23 protein-coding genes and 1 pseudogene are annotated in these 20,462 nt (G+C 60.4%); 10 read left to right on the plus strand and 14 right to left on the minus strand.

Translation table 11 applies throughout. The annotated features are described in order from the left end of the window. Positions 1-127: 127 nt before the first annotated feature. The 7 genes and pseudogenes from CKW19_RS08900 to CKW19_RS29440 form a co-directional block, all read right to left on the minus strand. Entirely contained in the window at positions 128-679 is a 552-nt protein-coding gene (locus CKW19_RS08900) for a disulfide bond formation protein B (RefSeq protein WP_095057565.1), read from the minus strand. A gap of 241 nt (positions 680-920) precedes the next feature. Continuing rightward, a complete protein-coding gene (locus CKW19_RS08905; RefSeq protein ID WP_095057566.1) occupies positions 921-2,159 on the minus strand; it encodes a heme biosynthesis protein HemY in 1,239 nt (412 codons plus the stop codon). Beyond that, positions 2,156-3,313, minus strand: a complete 1,158-nt coding sequence (locus CKW19_RS08910; RefSeq protein ID WP_095057567.1) for a uroporphyrinogen-III C-methyltransferase — start codon at positions 3,311-3,313, stop codon at positions 2,156-2,158. The genes CKW19_RS08905 and CKW19_RS08910 overlap by 4 nt, the downstream gene beginning before the upstream one ends. Positions 3,314-3,329: 16 nt before the next feature. After that, positions 3,330-4,097 carry a uroporphyrinogen-III synthase gene (locus CKW19_RS08915; RefSeq protein ID WP_095057568.1) on the minus strand — a complete coding sequence of 256 codons (768 nt, stop codon included), beginning with the start codon at positions 4,095-4,097 and terminating at the stop codon, positions 3,330-3,332. After that, entirely contained in the window at positions 4,094-5,035 is a 942-nt protein-coding gene (hemC, locus tag CKW19_RS08920; RefSeq protein ID WP_095057569.1) for a hydroxymethylbilane synthase, read from the minus strand. Before hemC ends, CKW19_RS08915 begins: the two co-directional genes overlap by 4 nt. A gap of 138 nt (positions 5,036-5,173) precedes the next feature. Next, a complete protein-coding gene (locus CKW19_RS08925; protein WP_095057570.1) occupies positions 5,174-5,920 on the minus strand; it encodes a LytTR family DNA-binding domain-containing protein in 747 nt (248 codons plus the stop codon). After that, positions 5,917-6,039, minus strand: a pseudogene (locus CKW19_RS29440) (sensor histidine kinase); the annotation flags it as partial. The gene CKW19_RS08925 and the pseudogene CKW19_RS29440, both read right to left, overlap by 4 nt. A gap of 345 nt (positions 6,040-6,384) precedes the next feature. On the opposite strand from CKW19_RS29440, the gene argH reads away from it, so the two are divergent. Further along, a complete protein-coding gene (argH, locus tag CKW19_RS08930; protein WP_095057571.1) occupies positions 6,385-7,779 on the plus strand; it encodes an argininosuccinate lyase in 1,395 nt (464 codons plus the stop codon). 51 nt (positions 7,780-7,830) lie between these two features. Here argH and CKW19_RS08935 read toward each other — a convergent pair whose 3' ends face one another. Beyond that, on the minus strand, positions 7,831-8,505 hold the full coding sequence (locus CKW19_RS08935) for a glutathione S-transferase family protein (protein ID WP_095057572.1): 675 nt from the start codon (positions 8,503-8,505) through the stop codon (positions 7,831-7,833). Between the two features lie 181 nt (positions 8,506-8,686). Then, positions 8,687-9,346 (minus strand): glutathione S-transferase family protein, encoded by a 660-nt coding sequence (locus CKW19_RS08940; protein WP_095057573.1) that lies wholly within the window; start codon positions 9,344-9,346, stop codon positions 8,687-8,689. A gap of 124 nt (positions 9,347-9,470) precedes the next feature. Here CKW19_RS08940 and CKW19_RS08945 point away from each other — a divergent pair, with 124 nt between their 5' ends. The 3 genes from CKW19_RS08945 to CKW19_RS08955 all read left to right on the plus strand — a co-directional run bounded on the left by CKW19_RS08945 (position 9,471) and on the right by CKW19_RS08955 (position 13,371). After that, positions 9,471-9,755 (plus strand): hypothetical protein, encoded by a 285-nt coding sequence (locus CKW19_RS08945; protein WP_053163768.1) that lies wholly within the window; start codon positions 9,471-9,473, stop codon positions 9,753-9,755. A 330-nt stretch (positions 9,756-10,085) separates the two neighbouring features. Continuing rightward, complete coding sequence (locus CKW19_RS08950; protein ID WP_095057574.1) at positions 10,086-10,331, plus strand: TIGR02647 family protein; 246 nt, start codon at positions 10,086-10,088, stop codon at positions 10,329-10,331. A gap of 193 nt (positions 10,332-10,524) precedes the next feature. After that, positions 10,525-13,371, plus strand: coding sequence for a class I adenylate cyclase (locus tag CKW19_RS08955; protein WP_095057575.1), 2,847 nt, complete (start codon positions 10,525-10,527; stop codon positions 13,369-13,371). Positions 13,372-13,376: 5 nt separating this feature from the next. On the opposite strand, the gene rnk is transcribed toward CKW19_RS08955, so the two are convergent. From rnk to cyaY, 3 genes are all read right to left on the minus strand, one after another. Continuing rightward, positions 13,377-13,787: a nucleoside diphosphate kinase regulator gene (gene rnk, locus CKW19_RS08960; RefSeq protein ID WP_095057576.1), complete on the minus strand. Its 411-nt coding sequence runs from the start codon at positions 13,785-13,787 to the stop codon at positions 13,377-13,379. A gap of 126 nt (positions 13,788-13,913) precedes the next feature. Then, on the minus strand, positions 13,914-14,138 hold the full coding sequence (locus CKW19_RS08970) for a DUF1289 domain-containing protein (protein WP_095057578.1): 225 nt from the start codon (positions 14,136-14,138) through the stop codon (positions 13,914-13,916). Between the two features lie 4 nt (positions 14,139-14,142). Beyond that, the gene (cyaY, locus tag CKW19_RS08975; protein ID WP_095057579.1) at positions 14,143-14,475 is read right to left on the minus strand and encodes an iron donor protein CyaY; all 333 of its coding nucleotides are present in this window, start codon (positions 14,473-14,475) and stop codon (positions 14,143-14,145) included. Between the two features lie 209 nt (positions 14,476-14,684). On the opposite strand from cyaY, the gene CKW19_RS08980 reads away from it, so the two are divergent. Genes CKW19_RS08980 through CKW19_RS09005 form a run of 6 tightly spaced genes read left to right on the plus strand, consistent with a single transcriptional unit; the run spans position 14,685 to position 19,306 of the window. Then, positions 14,685-14,861: a lipoprotein gene (locus CKW19_RS08980; protein ID WP_095057580.1), complete on the plus strand. Its 177-nt coding sequence runs from the start codon at positions 14,685-14,687 to the stop codon at positions 14,859-14,861. 9 nt (positions 14,862-14,870) lie between these two features. Beyond that, positions 14,871-16,118, plus strand: coding sequence for a diaminopimelate decarboxylase (gene lysA, locus CKW19_RS08985; RefSeq protein ID WP_095057581.1), 1,248 nt, complete (start codon positions 14,871-14,873; stop codon positions 16,116-16,118). 3 nt (positions 16,119-16,121) lie between these two features. Further along, complete coding sequence (gene dapF, locus CKW19_RS08990) at positions 16,122-16,952, plus strand: diaminopimelate epimerase (protein ID WP_095057582.1); 831 nt, start codon at positions 16,122-16,124, stop codon at positions 16,950-16,952. 13 nt (positions 16,953-16,965) lie between these two features. Then, positions 16,966-17,691 carry a DUF484 family protein gene (locus CKW19_RS08995; protein ID WP_095057583.1) on the plus strand — a complete coding sequence of 242 codons (726 nt, stop codon included), beginning with the start codon at positions 16,966-16,968 and terminating at the stop codon, positions 17,689-17,691. Positions 17,692-17,693: 2 nt separating this feature from the next. Further along, a complete protein-coding gene (gene xerC / locus CKW19_RS09000; protein WP_095057584.1) occupies positions 17,694-18,593 on the plus strand; it encodes a tyrosine recombinase XerC in 900 nt (299 codons plus the stop codon). Next, on the plus strand, positions 18,590-19,306 hold the full coding sequence (locus CKW19_RS09005) for an HAD family hydrolase (RefSeq protein ID WP_095057585.1): 717 nt from the start codon (positions 18,590-18,592) through the stop codon (positions 19,304-19,306). Before xerC ends, CKW19_RS09005 begins: the two co-directional genes overlap by 4 nt. Before the next feature lie 171 nt (positions 19,307-19,477). On the opposite strand, the gene sutA is transcribed toward CKW19_RS09005, so the two are convergent. Further along, on the minus strand, positions 19,478-19,804 hold the full coding sequence (sutA, locus tag CKW19_RS09010) for a transcriptional regulator SutA (RefSeq protein WP_095057586.1): 327 nt from the start codon (positions 19,802-19,804) through the stop codon (positions 19,478-19,480). A 101-nt stretch (positions 19,805-19,905) separates the two neighbouring features. Next, a complete protein-coding gene (locus CKW19_RS09015; RefSeq protein WP_095057587.1) occupies positions 19,906-20,331 on the minus strand; it encodes a secondary thiamine-phosphate synthase enzyme YjbQ in 426 nt (141 codons plus the stop codon). Positions 20,332-20,462 lie beyond the last annotated feature (131 nt).

Consider the following 20,462-nt stretch of genomic DNA (forward strand, 5'->3'; position numbering starts at 1 on the left):
TGTAACGTCGGTGGGCGGTCAGGCATAGCGTCATCGAGCAACGTAATTCCAATGACACGTGCGGGCCAGATTATGCCCGCGCGACACTGGCTTCAAGGTACTCAGGCGATAAAGTTCATACAAGTGTTTAATCACTGATAAGAGCCCGGTGCGACGACTCGCCGCTGAGCGGTCGCAGGCAGCGGCTCCAGACCAGGCGCCACAACTGGGAAACAGCCAGAATCATCACGGCGATAAAGAGCAGCAGACTCCACTCCGCGATACTCAAATCGAATAGCGTCCAGGAAATTTCCACACAATCGACCGTGCCGCTGAACATCTTCTGCACTAAAGGCACCCAAGGCGTACTGGCGAACAGCTCCGCCAGATTGGTTGAGCACACCCCTGGATGAACTGATGGACTGCTTTGCAGCAACACTTGTCGCCATGCCGTGGTGGTCCCCGCCAGGCTGCAACCCAGGGCCAGCAACCAATAGAGGCAATTGCCGACGCGACCGGGACCATGGATTGAAGCCATCAGGCAGACGCCGGCAAAGAGCGCCAGGCAAAAACGCTGCAACAGACACAAACCGCAGGATCGCAGGCCGATCACATATTCCAGATAATAGGAGCCGCCCAACGCCAGGGCACCGGCGATGAAAGCCATGAAAAACAAGGAGCGTGAGCGGGCCAAAATCATGGCTTTTCCGTAACAGTTGAGACAGACAGTTACGGTAGAGGAAAGCGCGGCAGGCTTTCAAGGCTGATTGCCAGAGACACTTCACCACAGGTGTAGGGAAATCCCGACGCATTCGAGGGGATTAAACGTAGGGCTCTGTAGGACTTTGCTGAAGACACCCCAGGAAAGTGAAAATCGTAGGGTTTTGACACGATGGCAGCCACTGGCGCAGGCTTCGCCCGTGGCTGCAAATGCGCGCTTTTCAGGCGCGAACCGGTACCGGCAGTGGAGCCGCCAGCAAGCGCTCGTCCAGCAGCCCCAGACCTTCCTGAAACAGCTGATTGCTGCGCTCGGTGTCACCCATCTGCGCCAACAGCCGCGCCAGTTCCGCGCAGGCTTCCGGATTGCGCTCCACGCGCAGGCTGCTTTCCAGATAATCCCGAGCCTTGCCCCACAAGCTGTTTTGCAGACACAGCCGGCCAAGGGTCAGCAGAAGGCTTGGGTCCGTCGGATGATCCTTGAGCCAGCCTTCGGCAACCTGCAGCTGACGGGCCGGATCGCTGCCGCGAACCAGTCCGTAGAGACGCGCCAGATGACTGCTGTAGTTGCGTTTTAGCGCCGTACGCAGGACTTCCTCGGCTTCAGTCTGGGCACCCAGTTGTCGCAACTGTTCGGCATAGGCCAGCACCAGTTGCGGCTCTTGTCGCTGTGCCGACGTCAGTTGCTGCCAAGCGCGATCGAGTGACTGTTGGCCGACCGCGCCGTCCTCGTCCCGCTGTGCTGCCAGGGAAAGGTTCGCGCCCCAGGCCCGGCGTTCCAGTTCGACAAGCTCGGCGGCCGGCAGGACTTTATCCTTGCGTAGCTCCGGCAGCAGACGGATCACCGCCGACCAGTCGCCCCGCTGCTGGTGCAGGCGCTGCAACTGACGCAGGGTCTGCGCGTTATGTGGATGACGTTCGCGCATTGCTTGCAGAGTGGTCAGGGCGCCTTCAGTGTCGCCACGGTCGGTCTGCAACTGTGCGTGATTCAATGCGATGGCCAGCTCGGCCTGGGGTTGACGCTCAAGTGCGCGCTCCAACAGGTTGTCGCTTTCTTCGTAATTCCCTTGCTCGTTCGCGGCCCGGGCAGCGCCGAGATAGTAAAGCAGCGGCTGGCGCTCGGCTTCAGCGGCACGAAACAGATGACGTTGCGCACTCGCCCAGCGACCTTCAGCCAGATCCAGCTGGCCGTGTTCGATTGCGACCTGCACCCGACGGCTGCGGTTGCGCCGAGACCACGGGTTGACCACGCCACTGGAGGTCATTACCAGCTCGACCAGCGCCTTGATGCCCCAGATCACCAGCCACAGCACCGCCACCAGTGCCAGAGTCGCCCACAGGCTGGACTCGAATCGGAAAGACTTGTAGGCGACCAGCACGTAACCGGAGTGCTCGGCAATCGCCAGCCCCAATGCCGCGGCGGCAGCGATCACGAGGAACACGATCACATAGAGGCGTTTCATGGCGTGGCCTCCTGCACAGCATTCGCGGCAGGTTTTGGCAGCGGCTTGATGGAGTCCTCGGCATTGACGTTGCGCCGTTCCAGATACCCTTGAACTGCACTCAGCGTACCCGTCAGGTCAGGCGTGATCACCGTGACCGGCTGCGCGCTCAACTCGGTCACCTGCTCCAGCATGACTTTGCTTTGCGGGTTATCCGGGTTGAAGTTGCCTTTGAGAACGTCCCGCGCTTCATCCAGCGCCTGGGTATACACGGCGGCCTGACCGTTGAGCGCGGCCCACTGCGCCTGCTCCAGGGCCAGGCTCAGGGCCAGACGAACCTGACTCAGGCCCTGCCCGGCCAGCAGCGGTCGAACATTTTTGTCGGCATTGAAGTCGATGCGGATGTAGCGCGAGATCTGATCCCACCATTGCGACCAGCGACTGGCACCATCGCCATCGGCGGTCAGGCCGAGCAACGAATCGCCGCGGTCCTTATATTCGGGAGCCAGTTCGGTGAGGCTGATGACCTGATCACGTAGCGCACCGAGACGCAGGAACAGCCCGGTGCGATCCGGTTGCTCGGTGCTGCGCAAGGCCACCAGGGTTTTGGCCACTTGCTCGCGGGCGGCGAACGAACCCGGGTCATTCTGTTCGCGCAGAATTTCATCCGCACCCTGCACCAGCGCCTGCGCACTGCTGATGTCCTGCAAGGCGGACAGTCGCAGGCTGGCCAGACGCAACAGGTGCTCGGCCTCGGCCAGACGCCAATCCTTGCGGCTTGCGCCGAGGACCGTTTCCAGTCGTTGATTCAAGCGCTGTTGATCGCCCTGAAGTTGAATCACCAGGCGGCTGCGCGACTCCAGCTCATCGGCCGAAGGCAATTGCGCCAGACGCGCAGCCAGTCGCTCCTCATTGAGTTTCAAGCTTTGCGCCTGATCGTTCAATGCCTGCACCTGACTCAACTGCTGCTGATTATTGGCCTGCAGGTGGCGCACCTGCCAGACACCCCAGCCACCGACCGCGACACCGGCGGCCCCCAATAACAGTGCGACGATTGCCAGCCCGTTGCCTCGGCGCTGCACGGCAGCAGGCGGCGGCATGTCATCGCCAGGTACATCAACCGGTGCATCAGGCACCGGCCGCACGTCATCTTTAGGCAAGGCTGTTTCGCTCACGTATCCATCCTTTGCATTAGAAAACGGGCACGGGATGCTCCCGTAACGCCGTCAGCAAAGCCGCGGCACTCGCGCCGCGACAATCCACAACTGTTTTGGCCCCGGCGGCACGTGCCAGCTCGGCAACCCTGGGGCTTGGTACAAACAACGGCAACTGCGCCAATTGCGGCCAGGCATCGCCGGCCAACTGATGCAGGTGCTCAAAACCTTGTCCACTGCTGACCACCAGCCCGTTCAGGCGTTCCGCCTCGATTCTTTCGGGCAGTGCTGCCGGCGGGTATTGCGGCAGGTCGCGGCGGTACAATTCCAGATACTCGACACTAGCACCAAGCGTGCGCAAACGCTCAGCGAGCAATTCGCGCCCGCCTTCGCCGCGCATTATCAACACTCGCGGATCAGGGCCGCCAATGGCCTCGAGCAACTGAGGAAGTTTCAGTAAAGCTTCGCTGTCATCACCCTCTGCCGGGAAGCTCACATCCAGCCCCCGAGCCTGAAGAATCTGCGCCGTCGCGGCCCCCACACTGAACCATTTGTTGCGCGGAGGCTGAGGCCAATGCAGGTTCAACAATTCGACACCGAATCGGGCGGCTGGCTTGCTGACCACAATGATCGCGCTGTATTGATCCAGCGTCTGAACCGCCTGGAGTATTGTGCCAGTGGCCGCCAATGGCACGATGTCCAAAAGCGGCAGGCTGCTGCTGTAAATCCCCTGCGCGGCCAGCAAATCGGCGAGCGCCGCCGACTCATCGGCAGGACGCGTCAGCAGCAAGCGCCAACCGGTCACTCGTGACCTGCCTCGCCATAGACTGCTTTGAGAATGTCACCGGCGCCCTGACTCAACAGGTCTTCGGCCACTTGCACGCCCAATGCTTCGGCAGCTTCACGGGGTGCACGGGCTTGCGCGCTGAGTAGCTTGCCCCCGTTCGGATCACCCACCAGACCACGCAACCAGACCTGTTCACCCTCAAGCACGGCGTAGCAGGCAATCGGTACCTGACAGCCGCCATTCAAGTGTTTGTTGAGGGCGCGTTCGGCGGTGACGCGAGTGGCGGTGTCCTGGTGATGCAGCGGCGCCAGCAGCGCATGAATTTCGCTGTCGGCGCTGCGGCATTCAATGCCCACCGCACCTTGGCCGCCAGCCGGCAGGCTGTCATCGACACTGATGGCCGAGGTGATGCGATCTTCGAAGCCCAGGCGAATCAGACCTGCCGCCGCCAGGATGATGGCGTCGTACTCACCGGCATCGAGCTTGGCCAGGCGGGTGTTGACGTTGCCACGCAGGAAGCGGATTTCGAGATCCGGGCGACGGGTCAGCAGCTGGGCCTGACGGCGCAGGCTCGACGTGCCGACAATGCTGCCTTGAGGCAAATCATCCAGGCTGGCGTAGGTATTGGAGACGAAGGCATCGCGCGGGTCTTCACGCTCGCAGATACAGAACAGACCCAGGCCTTCAGGGAAGTCCATCGGCACGTCTTTCATGGAGTGCACGGCGATATCGGCTTCGTTTTCCAGCAGCGCGGTTTCCAGTTCCTTGACGAACAGGCCCTTGCCGCCGATTTTCGACAGCGGCGAGTCGAGCAACTTGTCACCACGGCTGACCATGGGCACCAAGGTCACGAGAAGATCCGGATGGGCTTCTTCGAGACGGGCTTTGACGTATTCGGCCTGCCACAGGGCAAGCGCACTTTTGCGGGTGGCGATGCGGATTTCGCGAGAGGACATGGATCAATCCGTACTGAATAGATATGACGGATAATAACAGCTCAGCCCAATCCACTTTGACTTGTATCAGATACTGCGCGGCCTCCCTGGCCCCGGATGTCCGGCAATCGGGTGTGCAATTCGCCTGCGGGCAGCGAATTAAAGCTGTTGCATCATTTTGCGCACGCCGGCCACATGGCGTCGGCTGACGATCAACGCATCGCCGTTCAAGCCTTTGAGGAACAGCTGAAAATGCCCGAGCGGTGTGCGTTGCAATCGTTCGATACGCTCACGGGCAACCAATGCGTTGCGATGGATTCGCACGAAACGGTCGCCGAATTCGTCTTCGAGGGCCTTGAGCGGTTCATCAAGCAGGACTTCGCCGGTCTCGTGACGCAAGGTCACGTACTTATGATCGGCAATGAAATACACCACCTGATCCAGGGGAATCAGTTCGATCCCCTTACGGGTTCTGGCGCTGATATGGCTGCGCGGGCCGTTGCCACTTTCGGCAGCAGGGCGGGTCAGGGCCGCGAGCTGGGCGCGATTGGGACGCTCGGCTCCTTTCAACGCATCATGCAATTGTTCAGTTCGCACAGGTTTCACCAGATAGCCTACGGCGCTGGCCTGTAAGGCTTCCACGGCAAATTCATCGGGGCCCGTGCAAAACACCACGGCGGGCGGGGTTTCGCGTTCGCACAGTCGTGCAGCCACTTGCAGGCCATCGAGGCCTGGCATGCGGATATCGAGCAAAACGATATCCGGTTTGTGGCTGTCGATCAGTGCCAACGCCTCTTCGCCATTCGTGGCGCTTGGCTCCAGGACATTGTATCCCTCCAGCTCGCCGACCATTCGGCTCAGGCGCTCGCGGGCCAAGGGTTCGTCATCAACGATCAGGACATTCATATTGCGCTGGATTCCTGCGTGAGTCTCGCACAAGGATAGCGTAGACAGGTGAAGTGACGTCCGTCACCGCGATCCACGCTAAGACTAGCCCGAGCGTCAAAAAGTGCCGCGAGTCCGACAGCTAAATTTTCATCTGCCGGGCAATTGGCGGCCCTGGCTCGCATCGGCGATGCACCGCCACAGGGTTTGCTGATACGCAATATGAACACCCCTTCGTCTTAATAGTAGTCAGCCTCCGCACCGAGAAGTGCGCTGATCCTACTGTCCAACTGTAGACGGTTGCAGGAGCGATATTGATCAATTGAAAAATATCATCCCGCAAAATTGCCCGGGCCTCACCCTGGCTTGGGCTCGCGCCCCCGGAAAAAACGTGTCGACCAGTGTCAGCGACAGGATTGGCAACCCTGTTATTATCCGCGCCAGCGTTCCACGCCTTCCTACTTCAAGCCGATACGAGCGAATTCATGAGCACTGACAAGACCAATCAGTCCTGGGGCGGCCGCTTCAGTGAACCCGTCGACGCCTTCGTCGCCCGCTTCACCGCCTCCGTCACTTTCGACCAGCGCCTGTATCGCCACGACATCATGGGCTCGATCGCCCACGCCACCATGCTGGCCAAGGTCGGCGTGCTGACCGATGCCGAGCGCGACAGCATCATCGATGGCCTGAACACCATCCAGGGCGAAATCGAGGCCGGCCAGTTCGACTGGCGCATCGACCTCGAAGACGTTCACATGAACATCGAGGCGCGTCTGACCGACCGCATCGGCGTGACCGGTAAAAAGCTGCACACCGGCCGTAGCCGTAACGACCAGGTCGCTACCGATATCCGCCTGTGGCTGCGTGACGAGATCGACCTGATCCTGAGCGAAATCACCCGCCTGCAAAAAGGCCTGCTCGAGCAAGCCGAGCGCGAAGCCGCCAGCATCATGCCGGGCTTCACTCACCTGCAAACCGCACAACCGGTGACCTTCGGCCACCACATGCTGGCGTGGTTCGAGATGCTCAGCCGCGACTACGAGCGCCTGGTCGACTGCCGCAAGCGCACCAACCGCATGCCACTGGGCAGCGCTGCACTGGCCGGCACCACCTACCCGATCGACCGTGAATACACCGCGCAACTGCTGGGTTTCGACGCCGTCGGCGGCAACTCGCTGGATAACGTGTCCGATCGCGACTTCGCCATTGAATTCTGCTCGGCCGCCAGCATTGCGATGATGCACCTGTCGCGCTTCTCCGAAGAGCTGGTGCTGTGGACCAGCTCGCAGTTCCAGTTCATTGATCTGCCAGACCGTTTCTGCACCGGCAGCTCGATCATGCCGCAAAAGAAAAACCCGGACGTGCCGGAGCTGGTACGTGGCAAGACCGGTCGTGTGTTCGGCGCGCTGATGGGCCTGCTGACCCTGATGAAAGGCCAGCCTCTGGCTTACAACAAGGACAACCAGGAAGACAAGGAGCCGCTGTTCGACGCCGCCGACACCCTGCGCGACTCGTTGCGCGCCTTTGCCGACATGGTGCCGGCGATCAAGCCCAAGCACGCCATGATGCGCGAAGCGGCCCTGCGTGGTTTCTCCACCGCCACCGACCTGGCTGACTATCTGGTACGTCGCGGCCTGCCGTTCCGTGATTGCCACGAAATCGTCGGCCACGCCGTGAAGTACGGTGTGGACAGCGGCAAGGACCTGGCAGAAATGAGCCTCGAAGAACTGCGCAAGTTCAGCGACCAGATCGATCAGGACGTGTTCGCCGTACTCACCCTGGAAGGTTCGGTCAACGCCCGTGACCACATCGGCGGCACTGCACCGGCGCAAGTAAAGGCCGCCGTGGCCCGCGGCCAGGCGCTGCTCGCCAGCCGCTAAGACGACGATGACGCCTGAGCCCGATGGCCATATCCATCGGGCTCGGTGCCTTCAACGATTCGTGTTTCCCACTGCCCGCACCCGTTCCAGAAAGGCAGGCGCTTCGGCCTGCCTGTCGGCCGCGATTTTTTGTACGTTGGGGTTGTCTGCGAGGCGCTCCAGCAAAGCCCCGGCGCCAGGCATGTCAGCCAGATAGTCGATACCGAACAAGCGCTTTCCAACGTCTACCGCCAGATCAACACTGTAAAGAAAATACAGATCGGCCAACGTGAACTGCTCCCCCGCGGCATACGGCGCAAACTGCGCACGGTGCTTCAGCGCAGCGAATCCCTTGAGCAAGTCCCTCTCAGCCTTGTCCTTCAAGGCCTGGGGTGTCGGCCTGCCACCGAAAAAAACCTCGACATAACAAACTCGCGCCGGTAATTCGATGTACAGCTCGATTTCCTTGGCCAAGGCCCGCACACCCGCCCGCGCAAACGGGTCTGTGGGCAACAGCGCAATGCCCGGCTGCGTCTCTTCGATGAAATCAAGGATGGCGTCGGTTTCGCTTAAAAAGCCTTGTTCCGTTTCCAGGACCGGCACTTTTCCTCGCGGGCTGACGGCGAGAATTTGCGGGTTCTGGCACCCATGGAAGGGGACGGTTTCAAATGGCACGTCTTTTTCAAGCAGCGCCAACTTGACCATGTTGAAGTAGTTACTGGCCGCAAAACCGTAGAGCTTGAGCATCGGGGTCTCCTTGACCTCGCAGGTTGGATGCTCAAGGTAAACACTGCCTGAAATCCCGAAAGTGCCCGTTTGTTGCCTGATACGACGACATTGACTCAACTCGCTGTCAGGCAAGGGCCCGGGCCATGTAGGTCAAAAGATTACAAATCTCCAGACACCCCCACTGGCCCCGACCGCTCGTTTACTTTTTGGCGGCAATCATCGCCATAAACGCCGGCATGCCCGCCTCCCTGTCCGCCGCCACTCGCTGCACGTTCGGGTTTTGCCCCAGACGCTCCAGCAACGCCTTGGCTGCCGGCATGTCGGCCAGCAGGTCTATGTCAAACAGCTTCTTGGCGACCCCACAAGCCAACGGCACGCTGTACAGGAAATACAGATCCGCCACGCTCAGGCTGTCACCGGCCACGTAGGGGCTGAATTTGCCGTGCCTGCCCAATGCCGCCATACCGAGCTGCAATTCAGCCTTGGTTTTTTCCTTGATTGCGTCCGGCACGGTCATGCCAAAAAATGCTTCCGGGTAGCAGGCCCGGCCAGGCAGCTCGATGTACAGTTCGATTTCCTTGGCCAGCGCAAGAACCTGGGCGCGCTCGAACGGATCGCTCGGCAGCAGCGGCGTGCCTTTCTGGCTTTGTTCGATGTATTCGAGCATCACGCTGGTTTCGTTGATATAGCCCTGCTCTACCTGCAAAACAGGGACCTTCCCGCGCGGGCTGATGGCCAGCGCTTCAGGGCTGTTACCAGCGTAAAACGGCACTTCTTCGAAGGGCAGGCCTTTTTCCAGCAGGGCCAGTTTGACCATGTTGTAGTAGTTGCTGACGCAGAATCCATAAAGCTTGATCATCACAAAGCCTCCAGGCCGTGCGGGGTGGGCGGTGCCTGTTTATAGAACGCTGCGGGGATTCTTGCCAGCAGCATCACGCGGCTGAATGCGGGTAAACTGGCCGCCTTTCCCCAAGGAGCCTGCCATGAGCGAGCCAACCGATATCGACAACGACGAAGAAGAGTTCGCCGAAAGCACCCTGATCCAGGCCATCGAAAACCAGATCGAAAGCGACAATCCGCCAGCGGCCAAGGCAACGTTCAACAAGTTGACCCTGGTGGGTTACGAGCGCGAAGAAATCCTCAATCTGATGGCTCACGTTCTGGCGGTAGAAATCGACGCGATCCTCGAAGAAGACCGCGCGTTCAATACCGAATGGTACGAAGCAGCGCTGCGCGCATTGCCAGAATTGCCGCCGGAAAAGAAGTAAGCATCGACGCGATCACTGTGGCGAGGGCGCTTGTCGGAACGCCGCAGCGGCCCCAAAAGCTTTGCGCCTGCTGCGCAGTCGAACGGGGGCAAGCCCCCTCGCCACAGGCAAGCTCCCTCGCCACAAAATGCCTATCCCACACAATTTGTTGCCAATCCGTCCTGCTGCCTGTCAGCCCGCGACTACACTGATCCAACCCCAGTGATATGCCTCCCGCCGGGGAACGCTGCCCCCATCGAAAAAACCCTGTCGCGAGCACTGGACATGCCGCGAAAGTGGGCTCACCTTAGGGGCGCTGTCGTCCAATTCCTAAGAAAGTCTGGAGTCCTTATGTCGCTTACCCCTGAGTTGGTTGCCGAACTGGAAGTCCTCGCACTCTTCAACCTGGACAGTTCCCAGGAAGGTTTGAAAATTCATCAGACCGCTGCCCCGAAACACATTGCCGCCGCCAAACGCCTTTTTGAAAAAGAACTGACCGACCAGCCTGATGGCGGTTACCTGACCAGCCTGGGTCGTGACGCCGCGCAAAATGTGCAAACCGTGCTGACCATTCTCAACGCCGTAGAAACTGCCTGAATTCCGCCGCATCGCCCGCGGAAACCCCGTCCCAGGGATTTCCGCGGGCACTCGCCTGACTTTTTGTCGCCAACCGATAGAAATCTGACGTCAGAAAAACAAAATCAGCTTAAAAGTCCTCGGCTCTAGGCGCTAAACTGCCCCTCATCCGAAGAGCCCCACGTCCGCGCCCTGCGAGCCGGTTTGAGCTGACATGACCCGCAACCATGAAATCCGCCCCGATCTGGACGAGGGAATCGACCGCAAGGTTCTGAGCCAGCTGCGCGCACGCTTTCTGAAACTCAACGAAGGCCGTCTGGGCCGGGCCATGGAAGGGTTGTCGACCCGCCAGCAAGCAGTCCTGACCCTGCTGCCGCTGTTTTTCCACGTCAATCACCCGTTATTGCCAGGTTACGTTTCGGGCAGCACACCGGCCGGGCTGTCGAATTTCGAGCCGGACGCCCATCTCCTGGCCGAAGCCCAGCGCCTGACCCGCTCGTTTTCCTACAAGCCACGCCATGGCAGTAATCCGCCGCGACCGATTCATGGCCTGTTCCTGATGGGCAGCCTTGGCACCCTGGCGCAAGCCGATCAGAGCGACATGGACGTCTGGGTCTGCCACGGATCGGATTTGAATGAGAGCGAACTCGCGGAGCTGCGCAAAAAATGTCAGCTGCTGGAAGCCTGGGCGGCGAGTCAGGGCGCCGAGGCGCACTTCTTCCTGATCGATCCGGTGCGCTTCATTCGCGGTGAGCGCGACACCCAGCTGAGTTCGGAAGATTGCGGCACCACCCAGCACTATCTGTTGCTGGACGAGTTTTATCGCACCGCGATCTGGCTGGCCGGGCGTACGCCGATCTGGTGGCTGGTGCCGGTCTACGAAGAGTCAAATTACGACCGTTACACCCACACCCTGATTTCCAAACGTTTCATCCGCGCCGACGAAACCTTGGACCTGGGGCATCTGGCGTTCATACCACCCGGCGAATTTATCGGCGCGGGGCTCTGGCAACTGTTCAAGGGCATCGAATCGCCCTACAAGTCGGTGCTCAAGCTGTTGCTGACCGAGGTTTACGCCAGCGAACACCCGAGGGTTCATTGCCTGAGCCTGCGCTTCAAGCAAGCGGTGTTTGCCAACCATCTCGACCTCGACGAACTCGACCCGTACGTCGTGGTTTACCGGCGCATCGAGGAATACCTCATTGCCCGCAATGAACCCGAACGATTGGAGTTGGTGCGCCGTGCGCTGTATCTGAAGGTCAATCGCAAACTGACCGGCACCAGCGGTCGAACCCAGGGCTGGCAACGCGCGTTGCTTGAACGGTTGGCGCGTGAATGGCATTGGGACCAACGGCAACTGGCCTTGCTCGACAGTCGCAGCCAGTGGAAAGTCCGCCAGGTCGGCGCTGAGCGGCGGGCCTTGGTCAGCGAACTGAATTACAGCTACCGCTTCCTGACTCAGTTCGCCCGCAACGAACAAACGGTCAGCCGGATCAACAAACGCGATCTCAGTATCCTGGGGCGACGCCTGTATGCCGCGTTCGAGCGCAAGGCCGGCAAAGTCGAAATCATCAACCCCGGCATTGCTCCGGACCTGGCCGAAGATACCCTGACGCTGGTGCACGCGCCGAACAAAAAAGAGCCGGGGCAAGATCAATGGGGTTTGTATAACGGCAGCCTGACAGCACTGGAATGGGAGCATTTCGCGCCGATCAAACGCAGCCGCCATTTGCTGGAGCTGCTGACCTGGTGCCACCGCAACGGCGTGATCGACAGCAGCACCCGCCTGGCTCTGCACCCCGGCACCAGCGACTTGAGCGAGTTCGAATTGTTCAACTTGCTCGGCAGCCTCCAGCAGTCCATCGCTCTGCCCCTGGCCACTGTCGCGGAGGAACCACTGCTGCGGGCCAGCGTGCCAAGCGAAGTGCTGATTCTGGTCAACATCGGGATCGATCCGCTCAAGCATCACCGCGACCTGAACATCCTGATGACCACCGAACGCACCGACTCCCTGAGTTATGCCGGTGTCAGGGAAAACCTCGTACTGACCCTGGATCAGGTCACGCTCAACAGCTGGAACGAAGTGCTGGTCAGCCGCTACGACGGTCCCCACGCTCTGCTCGACTGCCTGTGCGACTACCTCAACAACCTGCCAGTCGGATCACAACGACCGAAGCTGCGGGTGCGTTGCTTCTGCCACAACCGCGCGCAATTCATCGCGCAACGCGTGGAAGAAATTCTCGAGAACGCGCAGAACCTGCTGCTGAGCCAGCTCAATCACCGTTACCTGATCCAGGTCCAACAGCATTACCACGTGCTGGAACTGGTGCCCGGCCAGGTGAAGCACATGGCCTTGGCCACGTTACCGGCGCTGGTCGAGTATCTGGGCGAAGAACGGCAGCGGTTCAGTCCGCTGCACCTGGATCCGAATGCGCTGGAAGACCACGACCTCGCGCTGTTCCTGCCGACAGGTCAGCCGGAATGCATTCAAGTGTTCTACCGGGTCAATGAAGATCAGGCCGATGTGTACGTGCTGGATGAATTCAATGCCCTGTGGCAGCAACGTTTGCCCTGGCACGACGAACAAAGCCTGCTGGTGCCGCTGCAGCGCTTCCTGCAATCGATCCAGTATCGGCGCGAAGCCTCGTTGCCAATGGAAACAACCCAGCCCCTGAACCTGGACACGTTGTATTGCCAACTGTTGCCGTCGGGTCCGGGACGGGCACGCCGGATTGAAGCCCGACCTACACCGCAAACCCCGGTCAATAAACCGTTCTACGATGTCCAGGCGATCATCGGCAAGGCCGCACCCGATCAGGTGCAGGTCACGCTGTATTGCAATCAACGGGAGTTTTCGGAGCTTGAGCACGGCGGCCAGCTGTTCAGCGTGGTCGCCCGGGAAATCGTCGGGCAGCGCCGGGAAACCGAACGCTACCGCTGCTACATCACCGATCTCGACCTGTCAGGCCTGCTCGGTGATGCGCAAAGTTCCACTCATTTGTACTTGAGATACAAAGCCGACCTGGAGCGCGCACTGAACGAGGCGCTCGATCAGGTCTGACGGGGTCATTCCGGGAAGTCGCCACCATTGGCCGGTTGCGATTCGACTTCCAGCAAGGTCAGCTTCAGGGTCTTGCCACCGGGAGCCGGCCAGTCGATGTGCTGACCGACCTTCAGACCCAGCAGCGCACTGCCGACAGGCGCCAGAATGGATATCTTGCCTTCGTCGGCGTTGGCATCCTTCGGGTAGACCAGCGTCAGGTGATAGTCCTTGCCGCTGCCTTCTTCACGGCAATGCACCCGGGAGTTCATGGTCACGACATCGGCGGGCACTTCATCGTGTCCGACCACCGTATCGGCGCGATCCAGTTCGGTTTGCAACGCGATAACGCCCGGCAGCGTGTCGTCCAGGCTGTCGATCAGGCGCTCCAGACGTTGTACGTCCAGACGGGTAAGGGTGATGGAAGGTGCGGTCATGATCAGGGCAGACTCCTTTCTTCTGCACGAAAAAAGCAAAACCCCGCCAGAAGAAGGCGGGGTTTTCACGAGCCTCGATGGGTTGAGGCGTATCCGGACACTATCACAGCTCAAAAAATATACAAGTCATGGCCCGGAGCCCTGTTTGCGCTGCGAAGCCTGCGCGCAAATCACCCGACGACGCGCATCATCAGCCGAGCGCCATTCGCGAATGTCTTCGACATGACGAAAGCAGCCCAGGCAGACTTTCTGCTCATCCAGCCGACACACACCGCTGCACGGCGACGGGACCGCCGGGCTGACATTGCTGTAGAGCGGCTTGGGCGGGCGGGCGGGTGCTGGCTGGGTCACGATCTCACAGGCCTTCGAAATCGAGCTCGACGTCAGCCTGTTGCTTGACGATGCGCTCGAGCATTTCGCCCAGTTGCTCTTCGCTCTTGTCACACATCCAGCGCTCGCTTTCTGCGTCGTAGTCGAAGTGGAAACCACCGGACACGGCTGCCAGCCAAAGCTGACGCAGCGGCTCCTGGCGGCTGAAGATCAACTGGCTGCCGTTTTCGAACTTGACGGTCAGCACACCGGCCGAACTTTCCAGATCGACATCCAGGTCGCTGTCGTCAAAGATGTCTTCCAGCTTTTCCTGGGTTTCATCGACCAGATCGTGGAAACGGGCTTCAGTCAAACTCATTGCGGCAACCTCAAAAATTGTCTGATCAGGCTCAAGCGCCGCAAGATACGGGCGAGTCTTGTCGATTGCAAAGAATAACGACCTGTGGGATTGCATCCTGCCGACCAACATCAAGCCAAGCCCCGCCGGACGGGTGGGCCGTTGCATAGGCAAGCTGTCGGGTGGCCGGTATACTCCGGCGCAATTAATGCATTTTCAAGGATTTCGCCATGAAGCGCCTGATCTCTTCCCTTGCTGCGCTCGTCGCGGTTGCCTGTCTCTTGTCGGCTTGTGGTCAAAAAGGCCCGCTGTACCTGCCCGACGAGAACATGGACCCTGTCGAGCAGGCCAAATCGTCGCAACAGCAGCCTGCTTCCAAGGCACACAAGCACGACGTCTACCAATAAGGGAACATCATGGACGCTTTTAACTACCGTGACGGTGAATTGTTCGCGGAAGGTGTTGCCCTGTCTGCCATCGCCGAGCGCTTTGGTACACCGACCTACGTTTACTCGCGCGCGCACATCGAAGCCCAATACCTGGCTTACGCCGATGCGTTGGCCGGCATGCCGCACCTGGTGTGCTTTGCGGTCAAGGCCAACTCCAACCTGGGCGTACTGAATGTCCTGGCGCGTTTGGGCGCCGGTTTCGACATTGTCTCCCGTGGTGAGCTGGAACGCGTACTGGCCGCTGGCGGCAGCGCCGACAAGATCGTGTTCTCCGGTGTCGGCAAGACCCGTGACGACATGCGTCGCGCCCTGGAAGTCGGTGTGCACTGCTTCAACGTCGAATCCACCGACGAGCTCGAACGCCTGCAAGTGGTCGCCGCCGAACTGGGCGTTCGCGCGCCGATCTCGCTGCGCGTGAACCCGGACGTCGATGCCGGCACCCACCCGTACATTTCCACCGGTCTCAAAGAGAACAAGTTCGGCATCGCCATCGCTGACGCCGAAGACGTGTACGTACGTGCTGCGCAATTGCCGAACCTGGAAGTGGTCGGTGTCGATTGCCACATCGGTTCGCAACTGACCACCCTGCCGCCGTTCATCGATGCCCTCGACCGCCTGCTGGGCCTGGTCGACCGCCTCGGCGATTGCGGCATCTATCTGCGCCACATCGATCTCGGTGGTGGCCTGGGTGTGCGTTACAAAGACGAAGAGCCGCCACTGGCTGCCGACTACATCAAAGCTGTGCGCGAGCGTCTCGACGGTCGCGACCTGGCGCTGGTGTTCGAACCGGGCCGCTTCATCGTCGCCAATGCCGGCGTGCTGCTGACCCAGGTCGAGTACCTCAAGCACACCGAGCACAAAGATTTCGCCATCGTCGATGCGGCCATGAACGACCTGATCCGCCCGGCGCTGTATCAAGCCTGGATGGACGTCACTGCCGTGCGCCCGCGCACCACCGCTGCCCGCGCCTACGACATCGTCGGCCCGATCTGCGAGACCGGCGACTTCCTGGCCAAGGACCGTCAGCTCGCGCTGGAAGAAGGCGATCTGCTGGCCGTGCATTCGGCCGGCGCCTATGGGTTTGTCATGAGTTCCAACTACAACACCCGTGGCCGTGCCGCTGAAGTGTTGGTGGACGGTGATCAGGCAATCGAAGTGCGTCGCCGTGAAACGGTAGCCGAGTTGTTTGCTGGCGAAAGCCTGCTGCCGGAGTAAGCCATGCTGCTGCGTTTTACCAAAATGCACGGCCTGGGCAATGACTTCATGGTCCTCGACCTGGTCAGCCAGCACGCGCATATTTTGCCCAAGCATGCCAAGCAATGGGGCGATCGGCACACCGGCATCGGTTTCGACCAGTTGCTGATCGTCGAAGCACCGAGCAACCCGGACGTGGATTTCCGCTATCGGATCTTCAACTCCGACGGTTCCGAAGTGGAGCAATGCGGCAATGGTGCGCGTTGTTTCGCCCGCTTCGTACTCGACAAGCGCCTGACCGCAAAACGGCAGATCCGCGTCGAGACCAAAAGCGGCGTCATCGAACTGGATGTGCGCAACGACGGCCAGATCAGCGTCAACATGGGCGCCCCGCGCCTGGTACCGGCGGATATTCCGTTCCAGGCACCGGAGCAGGCCCTGAGCTATCAGCTCGATGTCGCCGGCACAACGGTCGACCTGGCCGCCGTGTCCATGGGCAACCCCCATGCCGTGGTGCGGGTCAGCGACATCAACAATGCACCGGTGCATGAACTGGGGCCGAAAATCGAACATCACCCGCGCTTCCCGGCGCGGGTCAATGTCGGTTTTCTCCAGGTCATCGACCGCAACCGTGCGCAGCTGCGTGTCTGGGAGCGCGGGGCCGGGGAAACCCAGGCCTGCGGAACCGGTGCCTGCGCCGCTGCAGTGGCTGCGATCAGCCAGGGGTGGATGGATTCGCCGCTATTGATCGACCTGCCCGGCGGGCGTCTGTCCATCGAATGGGCAGGCCCTGGCCAACCGGTGATGATGACCGGCCCGGCAGTCCGCGTATATGAAGGACAAGTGCGTCTTTGAGTGAGCGAAATCCATGACCGATAAGCCTCAGGCACCCGCACAACAAGCCGACGAATCAGCGTCCGAGAACCTGGAGGCGGCGGCTGTTGCCGCGTACCTCGAGGCTCATCCGGATTTCTTCGTCGAGCACGAAGAACTGCTTCCGGCGATGCGCATCCCCCATCGGCGCGGTGACACCATATCGCTGGTGGAGCGCCAGATGACCATTCTGCGCGACCGCAACATTGAGCTGCGTCATCGCCTTTCGCACTTGATGGATGTGGCCCGCGACAACGACCGCCTGTTCGAAAAGACCCGTCGCCTGATCCTCGCGTTGATGGATGCTGCCAGCCTGGAAGACGTGGTGATTTGCGTCGAAGACAGCCTGCGCCAGGACTTCCAGGTGCCCTTTGTCAGCCTCATCCTGCTCGGCGACAACGCCATGCCGGTGGGCCGCTGGGCCACCCACGCCGAAGCACAAGTAGCCATCGGCGGCTTGCTCACCGAAGACAAAAGCGTCAGCGGCAGCCTGCGCGAGCATGAACTGGACTTCCTGTTCGGCGAAGAGCAGCGCAAGCAGATCGGTTCCACCGCCGTCGTCGCCATCAGCCATCAAGGCATCCACGGCATCCTGGCCATCGCCAGTCGTGACCCGCAGCACTACAAAAGCTCGGTCGGCACCTTGTTCCTGAGTTACATCGCCGAAGTCATGGGCCGCGTGCTGCCACGGGTCAACAGCTCCCTGCGCTCGGTACGCTGAGCATGGAACGGCAACTGGACGCTTACTGCGAACACCTGCGCAGTGAGCGGCAGGTGTCGCCGCACACGCTGTCGGCCTACCGCCGCGACCTCGACAAAGTGCTGGGCTGGTGCGTCAAACAGAACATCGACAGCTGGACAGCGCTCGACATCCAGCGCCTGCGCAGCCTGATCGCCCGCCTTCACGCCCAAGGTCAATCGTCCCGCAGCCTGGCGCGCTTGCTGTCGGCCGTTCGCGGGCTCTATCACTACCTGAACCGCGAAGGCCTGTGCGACCACGACCCGGCCAACGGCCTCGCGCCGCCGAAAGGCGAACGACGCTTGCCGAAAACCCTCGACACCGACCGCGCACTGCAACTGCTGGAAGGGGGTGTGGAGGATGACTTTCTGGCTCGCCGGGATCAGGCGATTCTGGAGTTGTTCTACTCCTCGGGCCTGCGCCTGTCTGAGCTGACGGGGCTCAACCTCGATCAACTCGATCTTGCTGACGGTATGGTCCAGGTGCTCGGCAAGGGCAGCAAGACCCGGTTGCTGCCTGTTGGCAAAAAGGCTCGCGAGGCGCTGGAGCAGTGGCTGCCACTGCGGGCCATGGCCAATCCGGCGGACGATGCGGTGTTTATCAGCCAGCAAGGCCGGCGTCTCGGCCCGCGGGCGATTCAGGTGCGGGTCAAGGCTGCCGGTGAACGCGAACTGGGGCAAAACCTGCACCCGCACATGTTGCGGCACTCCTTCGCCAGCCATTTGCTGGAGTCCTCCCAGGACCTGCGTGCGGTACAGGAACTGCTCGGCCACTCGGACATCAAGACCACCCAGATTTACACCCACCTGGACTTCCAGCATCTGGCCACGGTCTACGACAGCGCCCATCCACGGGCCAAACGCATTAAGGGCGACGATTCATGAGCATTCAGTTGATCACCTTCGACCTCGACGACACCCTGTGGGACACCGCCCCGGTCATCGTCAGCGCCGAAGCCGTTTTGCGTGAATGGCTGACCGAGCACGCACCCAATCTGGGGGCGGTGCCGGTAGAGCATCTGTGGTCGATCCGCGAACGGGTGCTGGCTAACGAACCGAGCCTCAAGCACCGCATCAGTGCGCTGCGTCGCCGGGTCTTGTTCCACGCGCTGGAAGGCGCTGGCTACGGACATGGCGAGGCGTCGGATCTGGCGGACAAGAGCTTTGAAGTGTTCCTGCATGCCCGGCATCAACTGGACATCTTCCCCGAGGTACAACCGACCCTGGAAGCGCTGGCCAACCATTACGCCCTCGGCGTGGTCACCAACGGCAACGCCGATGTGCGTCGCCTGGGACTGGCGGATTACTTCAAGTTTGCGCTGTGCGCCGAAGACATCGGCATCGCCAAACCCGATGCACGACTGTTCCATGAGGCTCTGCAACGCGGAGGTGCAACGGCCGAAACGGCGGTGCACATCGGCGATCATCCCGGTGACGACATTGCCGGTGCGCAGCAGGCTGGATTGCGGGCGATCTGGTTCAACCCGGCGGGGAAGGTCTGGGAAGCGGACCGGTTACCAGACGCAGAAATCCGCAGTTTGACCGAGTTGCCGACACTGTTAACGCGATGGAATACCGGCGCAACATCGAATCTGTAGGAGCCGGCTTGCTGGCGATTGCGCTTTATCATTCAACATCGATATAGACTGACTTGTTGCCATCGCCAGCAAGCCGGCTCCTACAGAAATTGCGTCAGGCCTGAGGGTTTTGTTTCAGGCACGAAAAAGCCCGCAGCGACGGCGGGCTTTTTCAGCAAGCAGAAAGCAGGCTCAGATAGGCCGGCTGCCGTACTTGTTATCAGGCTTCTTGGGCGGATCGGCGACCACATTGGCCTCCACTTCCTGCACCTTGCCACCCTTGGCCAAAAACTCCTCCATGGCCCGCGCGAGAGCATCGCGTTCCTTGTTCTTGGCTTCGACGCTCGGCAGTTCATCGACCGATACCGCAGCCTTGGCTTTGCCTTTGGCAGCCGGGGCCGGGGTGTCGTCACCGCCATCGTCGTCAGCAACGTCTTCCGCCGCTGCTTCCAGGCCTTCTTCGGCCTCGTCTTCGTCGCCTACTTCGAGGTCGTCGTTTTCCAGATCATCGTCGCTCATGTTCTACCTCATGACTTGCGAAAAGCAGATTAGTTATAGCCCAGCTTTGCCTTCTGTCGAAGGTTGCCGGAAAAAAATCAACAGCCGCTGGTGACCAGCGGTTACGCCCCTTCACCGTGAACGGTGGCGAGGACTTTACGGGCACCGCCATGGTCGCGGTGCTCGCCCAGATAAACGCCTTGCCAGGTCCCTATTGCCAGTCGACCTGCCGAAATCGGCAAACTCAGCTGACAACCAAGCACGCTGGCTTTGAAGTGCGCCGGGAGGTCGTCCAGGCCTTCGTCGTTGTGCTCATAGCCGTCTGTTCCTTGTGGGATCAGACGATTGAAAAATCGTTCGAAGTCGCGACGTACCGCCGGATCGGCGTTCTCGTTGATGGTCAACGAGGCCGAGGTATGCTGTAGCCACAGGTGCAACAGACCGACCCGATATGCCTTGAGTTCAGGCAAACCGGCGAGTAACTCGTCCGTTACCAGATGAAAGCCCCGGGGCCTCGCCCGCAGGGTAATCAGAGTCTGTTGCCACATACAGTTCTCCGCACGTTCGGGGCGCATTCTAGCGCGCTCTGGGAAAAAACAAAGGCCCTAATATTCCTTCAATCCTGTAAGCCTTTGGCCGTACAAAATCACCCGACGCAAACACCATCAAACCTGTAGGA

Origin of the sequence: Pseudomonas sp. Irchel s3f7, assembly GCF_900187615.1 — a bacterium.
Taxonomy (GTDB): domain Bacteria; phylum Pseudomonadota; class Gammaproteobacteria; order Pseudomonadales; family Pseudomonadaceae; genus Aquipseudomonas.

What these genes read in the sequence shown, in the direction of transcription:
- CKW19_RS08900 (WP_095057565.1), bottom strand. Translation starts at nt 679, where the DNA reads ATGATTTTGGCCCGCTCACGCTCCTTGTTTTTCATGGCTTTCATCGCC.
- CKW19_RS08905 (WP_095057566.1), bottom strand. Translation starts at nt 2,159, where the DNA reads ATGAAACGCCTCTATGTGATCGTGTTCCTCGTGATCGCTGCCGCCGCG.
- hemC (WP_095057569.1), bottom strand. Translation starts at nt 5,035, where the DNA reads ATGTCCTCTCGCGAAATCCGCATCGCCACCCGCAAAAGTGCGCTTGCC.
- CKW19_RS08925 (WP_095057570.1), bottom strand. Translation starts at nt 5,920, where the DNA reads ATGAATGTCCTGATCGTTGATGACGAACCCTTGGCCCGCGAGCGCCTG.
- argH (WP_095057571.1), top strand. Translation starts at nt 6,385, where the DNA reads ATGAGCACTGACAAGACCAATCAGTCCTGGGGCGGCCGCTTCAGTGAA.
- CKW19_RS08935 (WP_095057572.1), bottom strand. Translation starts at nt 8,505, where the DNA reads ATGCTCAAGCTCTACGGTTTTGCGGCCAGTAACTACTTCAACATGGTC.
- CKW19_RS08940 (WP_095057573.1), bottom strand. Translation starts at nt 9,346, where the DNA reads ATGATCAAGCTTTATGGATTCTGCGTCAGCAACTACTACAACATGGTC.
- CKW19_RS08945 (WP_053163768.1), top strand. Translation starts at nt 9,471, where the DNA reads ATGAGCGAGCCAACCGATATCGACAACGACGAAGAAGAGTTCGCCGAA.
- CKW19_RS08950 (WP_095057574.1), top strand. Translation starts at nt 10,086, where the DNA reads ATGTCGCTTACCCCTGAGTTGGTTGCCGAACTGGAAGTCCTCGCACTC.
- CKW19_RS08955 (WP_095057575.1), top strand. Translation starts at nt 10,525, where the DNA reads ATGACCCGCAACCATGAAATCCGCCCCGATCTGGACGAGGGAATCGAC.
- rnk (WP_095057576.1), bottom strand. Translation starts at nt 13,787, where the DNA reads ATGACCGCACCTTCCATCACCCTTACCCGTCTGGACGTACAACGTCTG.
- cyaY (WP_095057579.1), bottom strand. Translation starts at nt 14,475, where the DNA reads ATGAGTTTGACTGAAGCCCGTTTCCACGATCTGGTCGATGAAACCCAG.
- CKW19_RS08980 (WP_095057580.1), top strand. Translation starts at nt 14,685, where the DNA reads ATGAAGCGCCTGATCTCTTCCCTTGCTGCGCTCGTCGCGGTTGCCTGT.
- lysA (WP_095057581.1), top strand. Translation starts at nt 14,871, where the DNA reads ATGGACGCTTTTAACTACCGTGACGGTGAATTGTTCGCGGAAGGTGTT.
- dapF (WP_095057582.1), top strand. Translation starts at nt 16,122, where the DNA reads ATGCTGCTGCGTTTTACCAAAATGCACGGCCTGGGCAATGACTTCATG.
- CKW19_RS08995 (WP_095057583.1), top strand. Translation starts at nt 16,966, where the DNA reads ATGACCGATAAGCCTCAGGCACCCGCACAACAAGCCGACGAATCAGCG.
- xerC (WP_095057584.1), top strand. Translation starts at nt 17,694, where the DNA reads ATGGAACGGCAACTGGACGCTTACTGCGAACACCTGCGCAGTGAGCGG.
- CKW19_RS09005 (WP_095057585.1), top strand. Translation starts at nt 18,590, where the DNA reads ATGAGCATTCAGTTGATCACCTTCGACCTCGACGACACCCTGTGGGAC.
- sutA (WP_095057586.1), bottom strand. Translation starts at nt 19,804, where the DNA reads ATGAGCGACGATGATCTGGAAAACGACGACCTCGAAGTAGGCGACGAA.
- CKW19_RS09015 (WP_095057587.1), bottom strand. Translation starts at nt 20,331, where the DNA reads ATGTGGCAACAGACTCTGATTACCCTGCGGGCGAGGCCCCGGGGCTTT.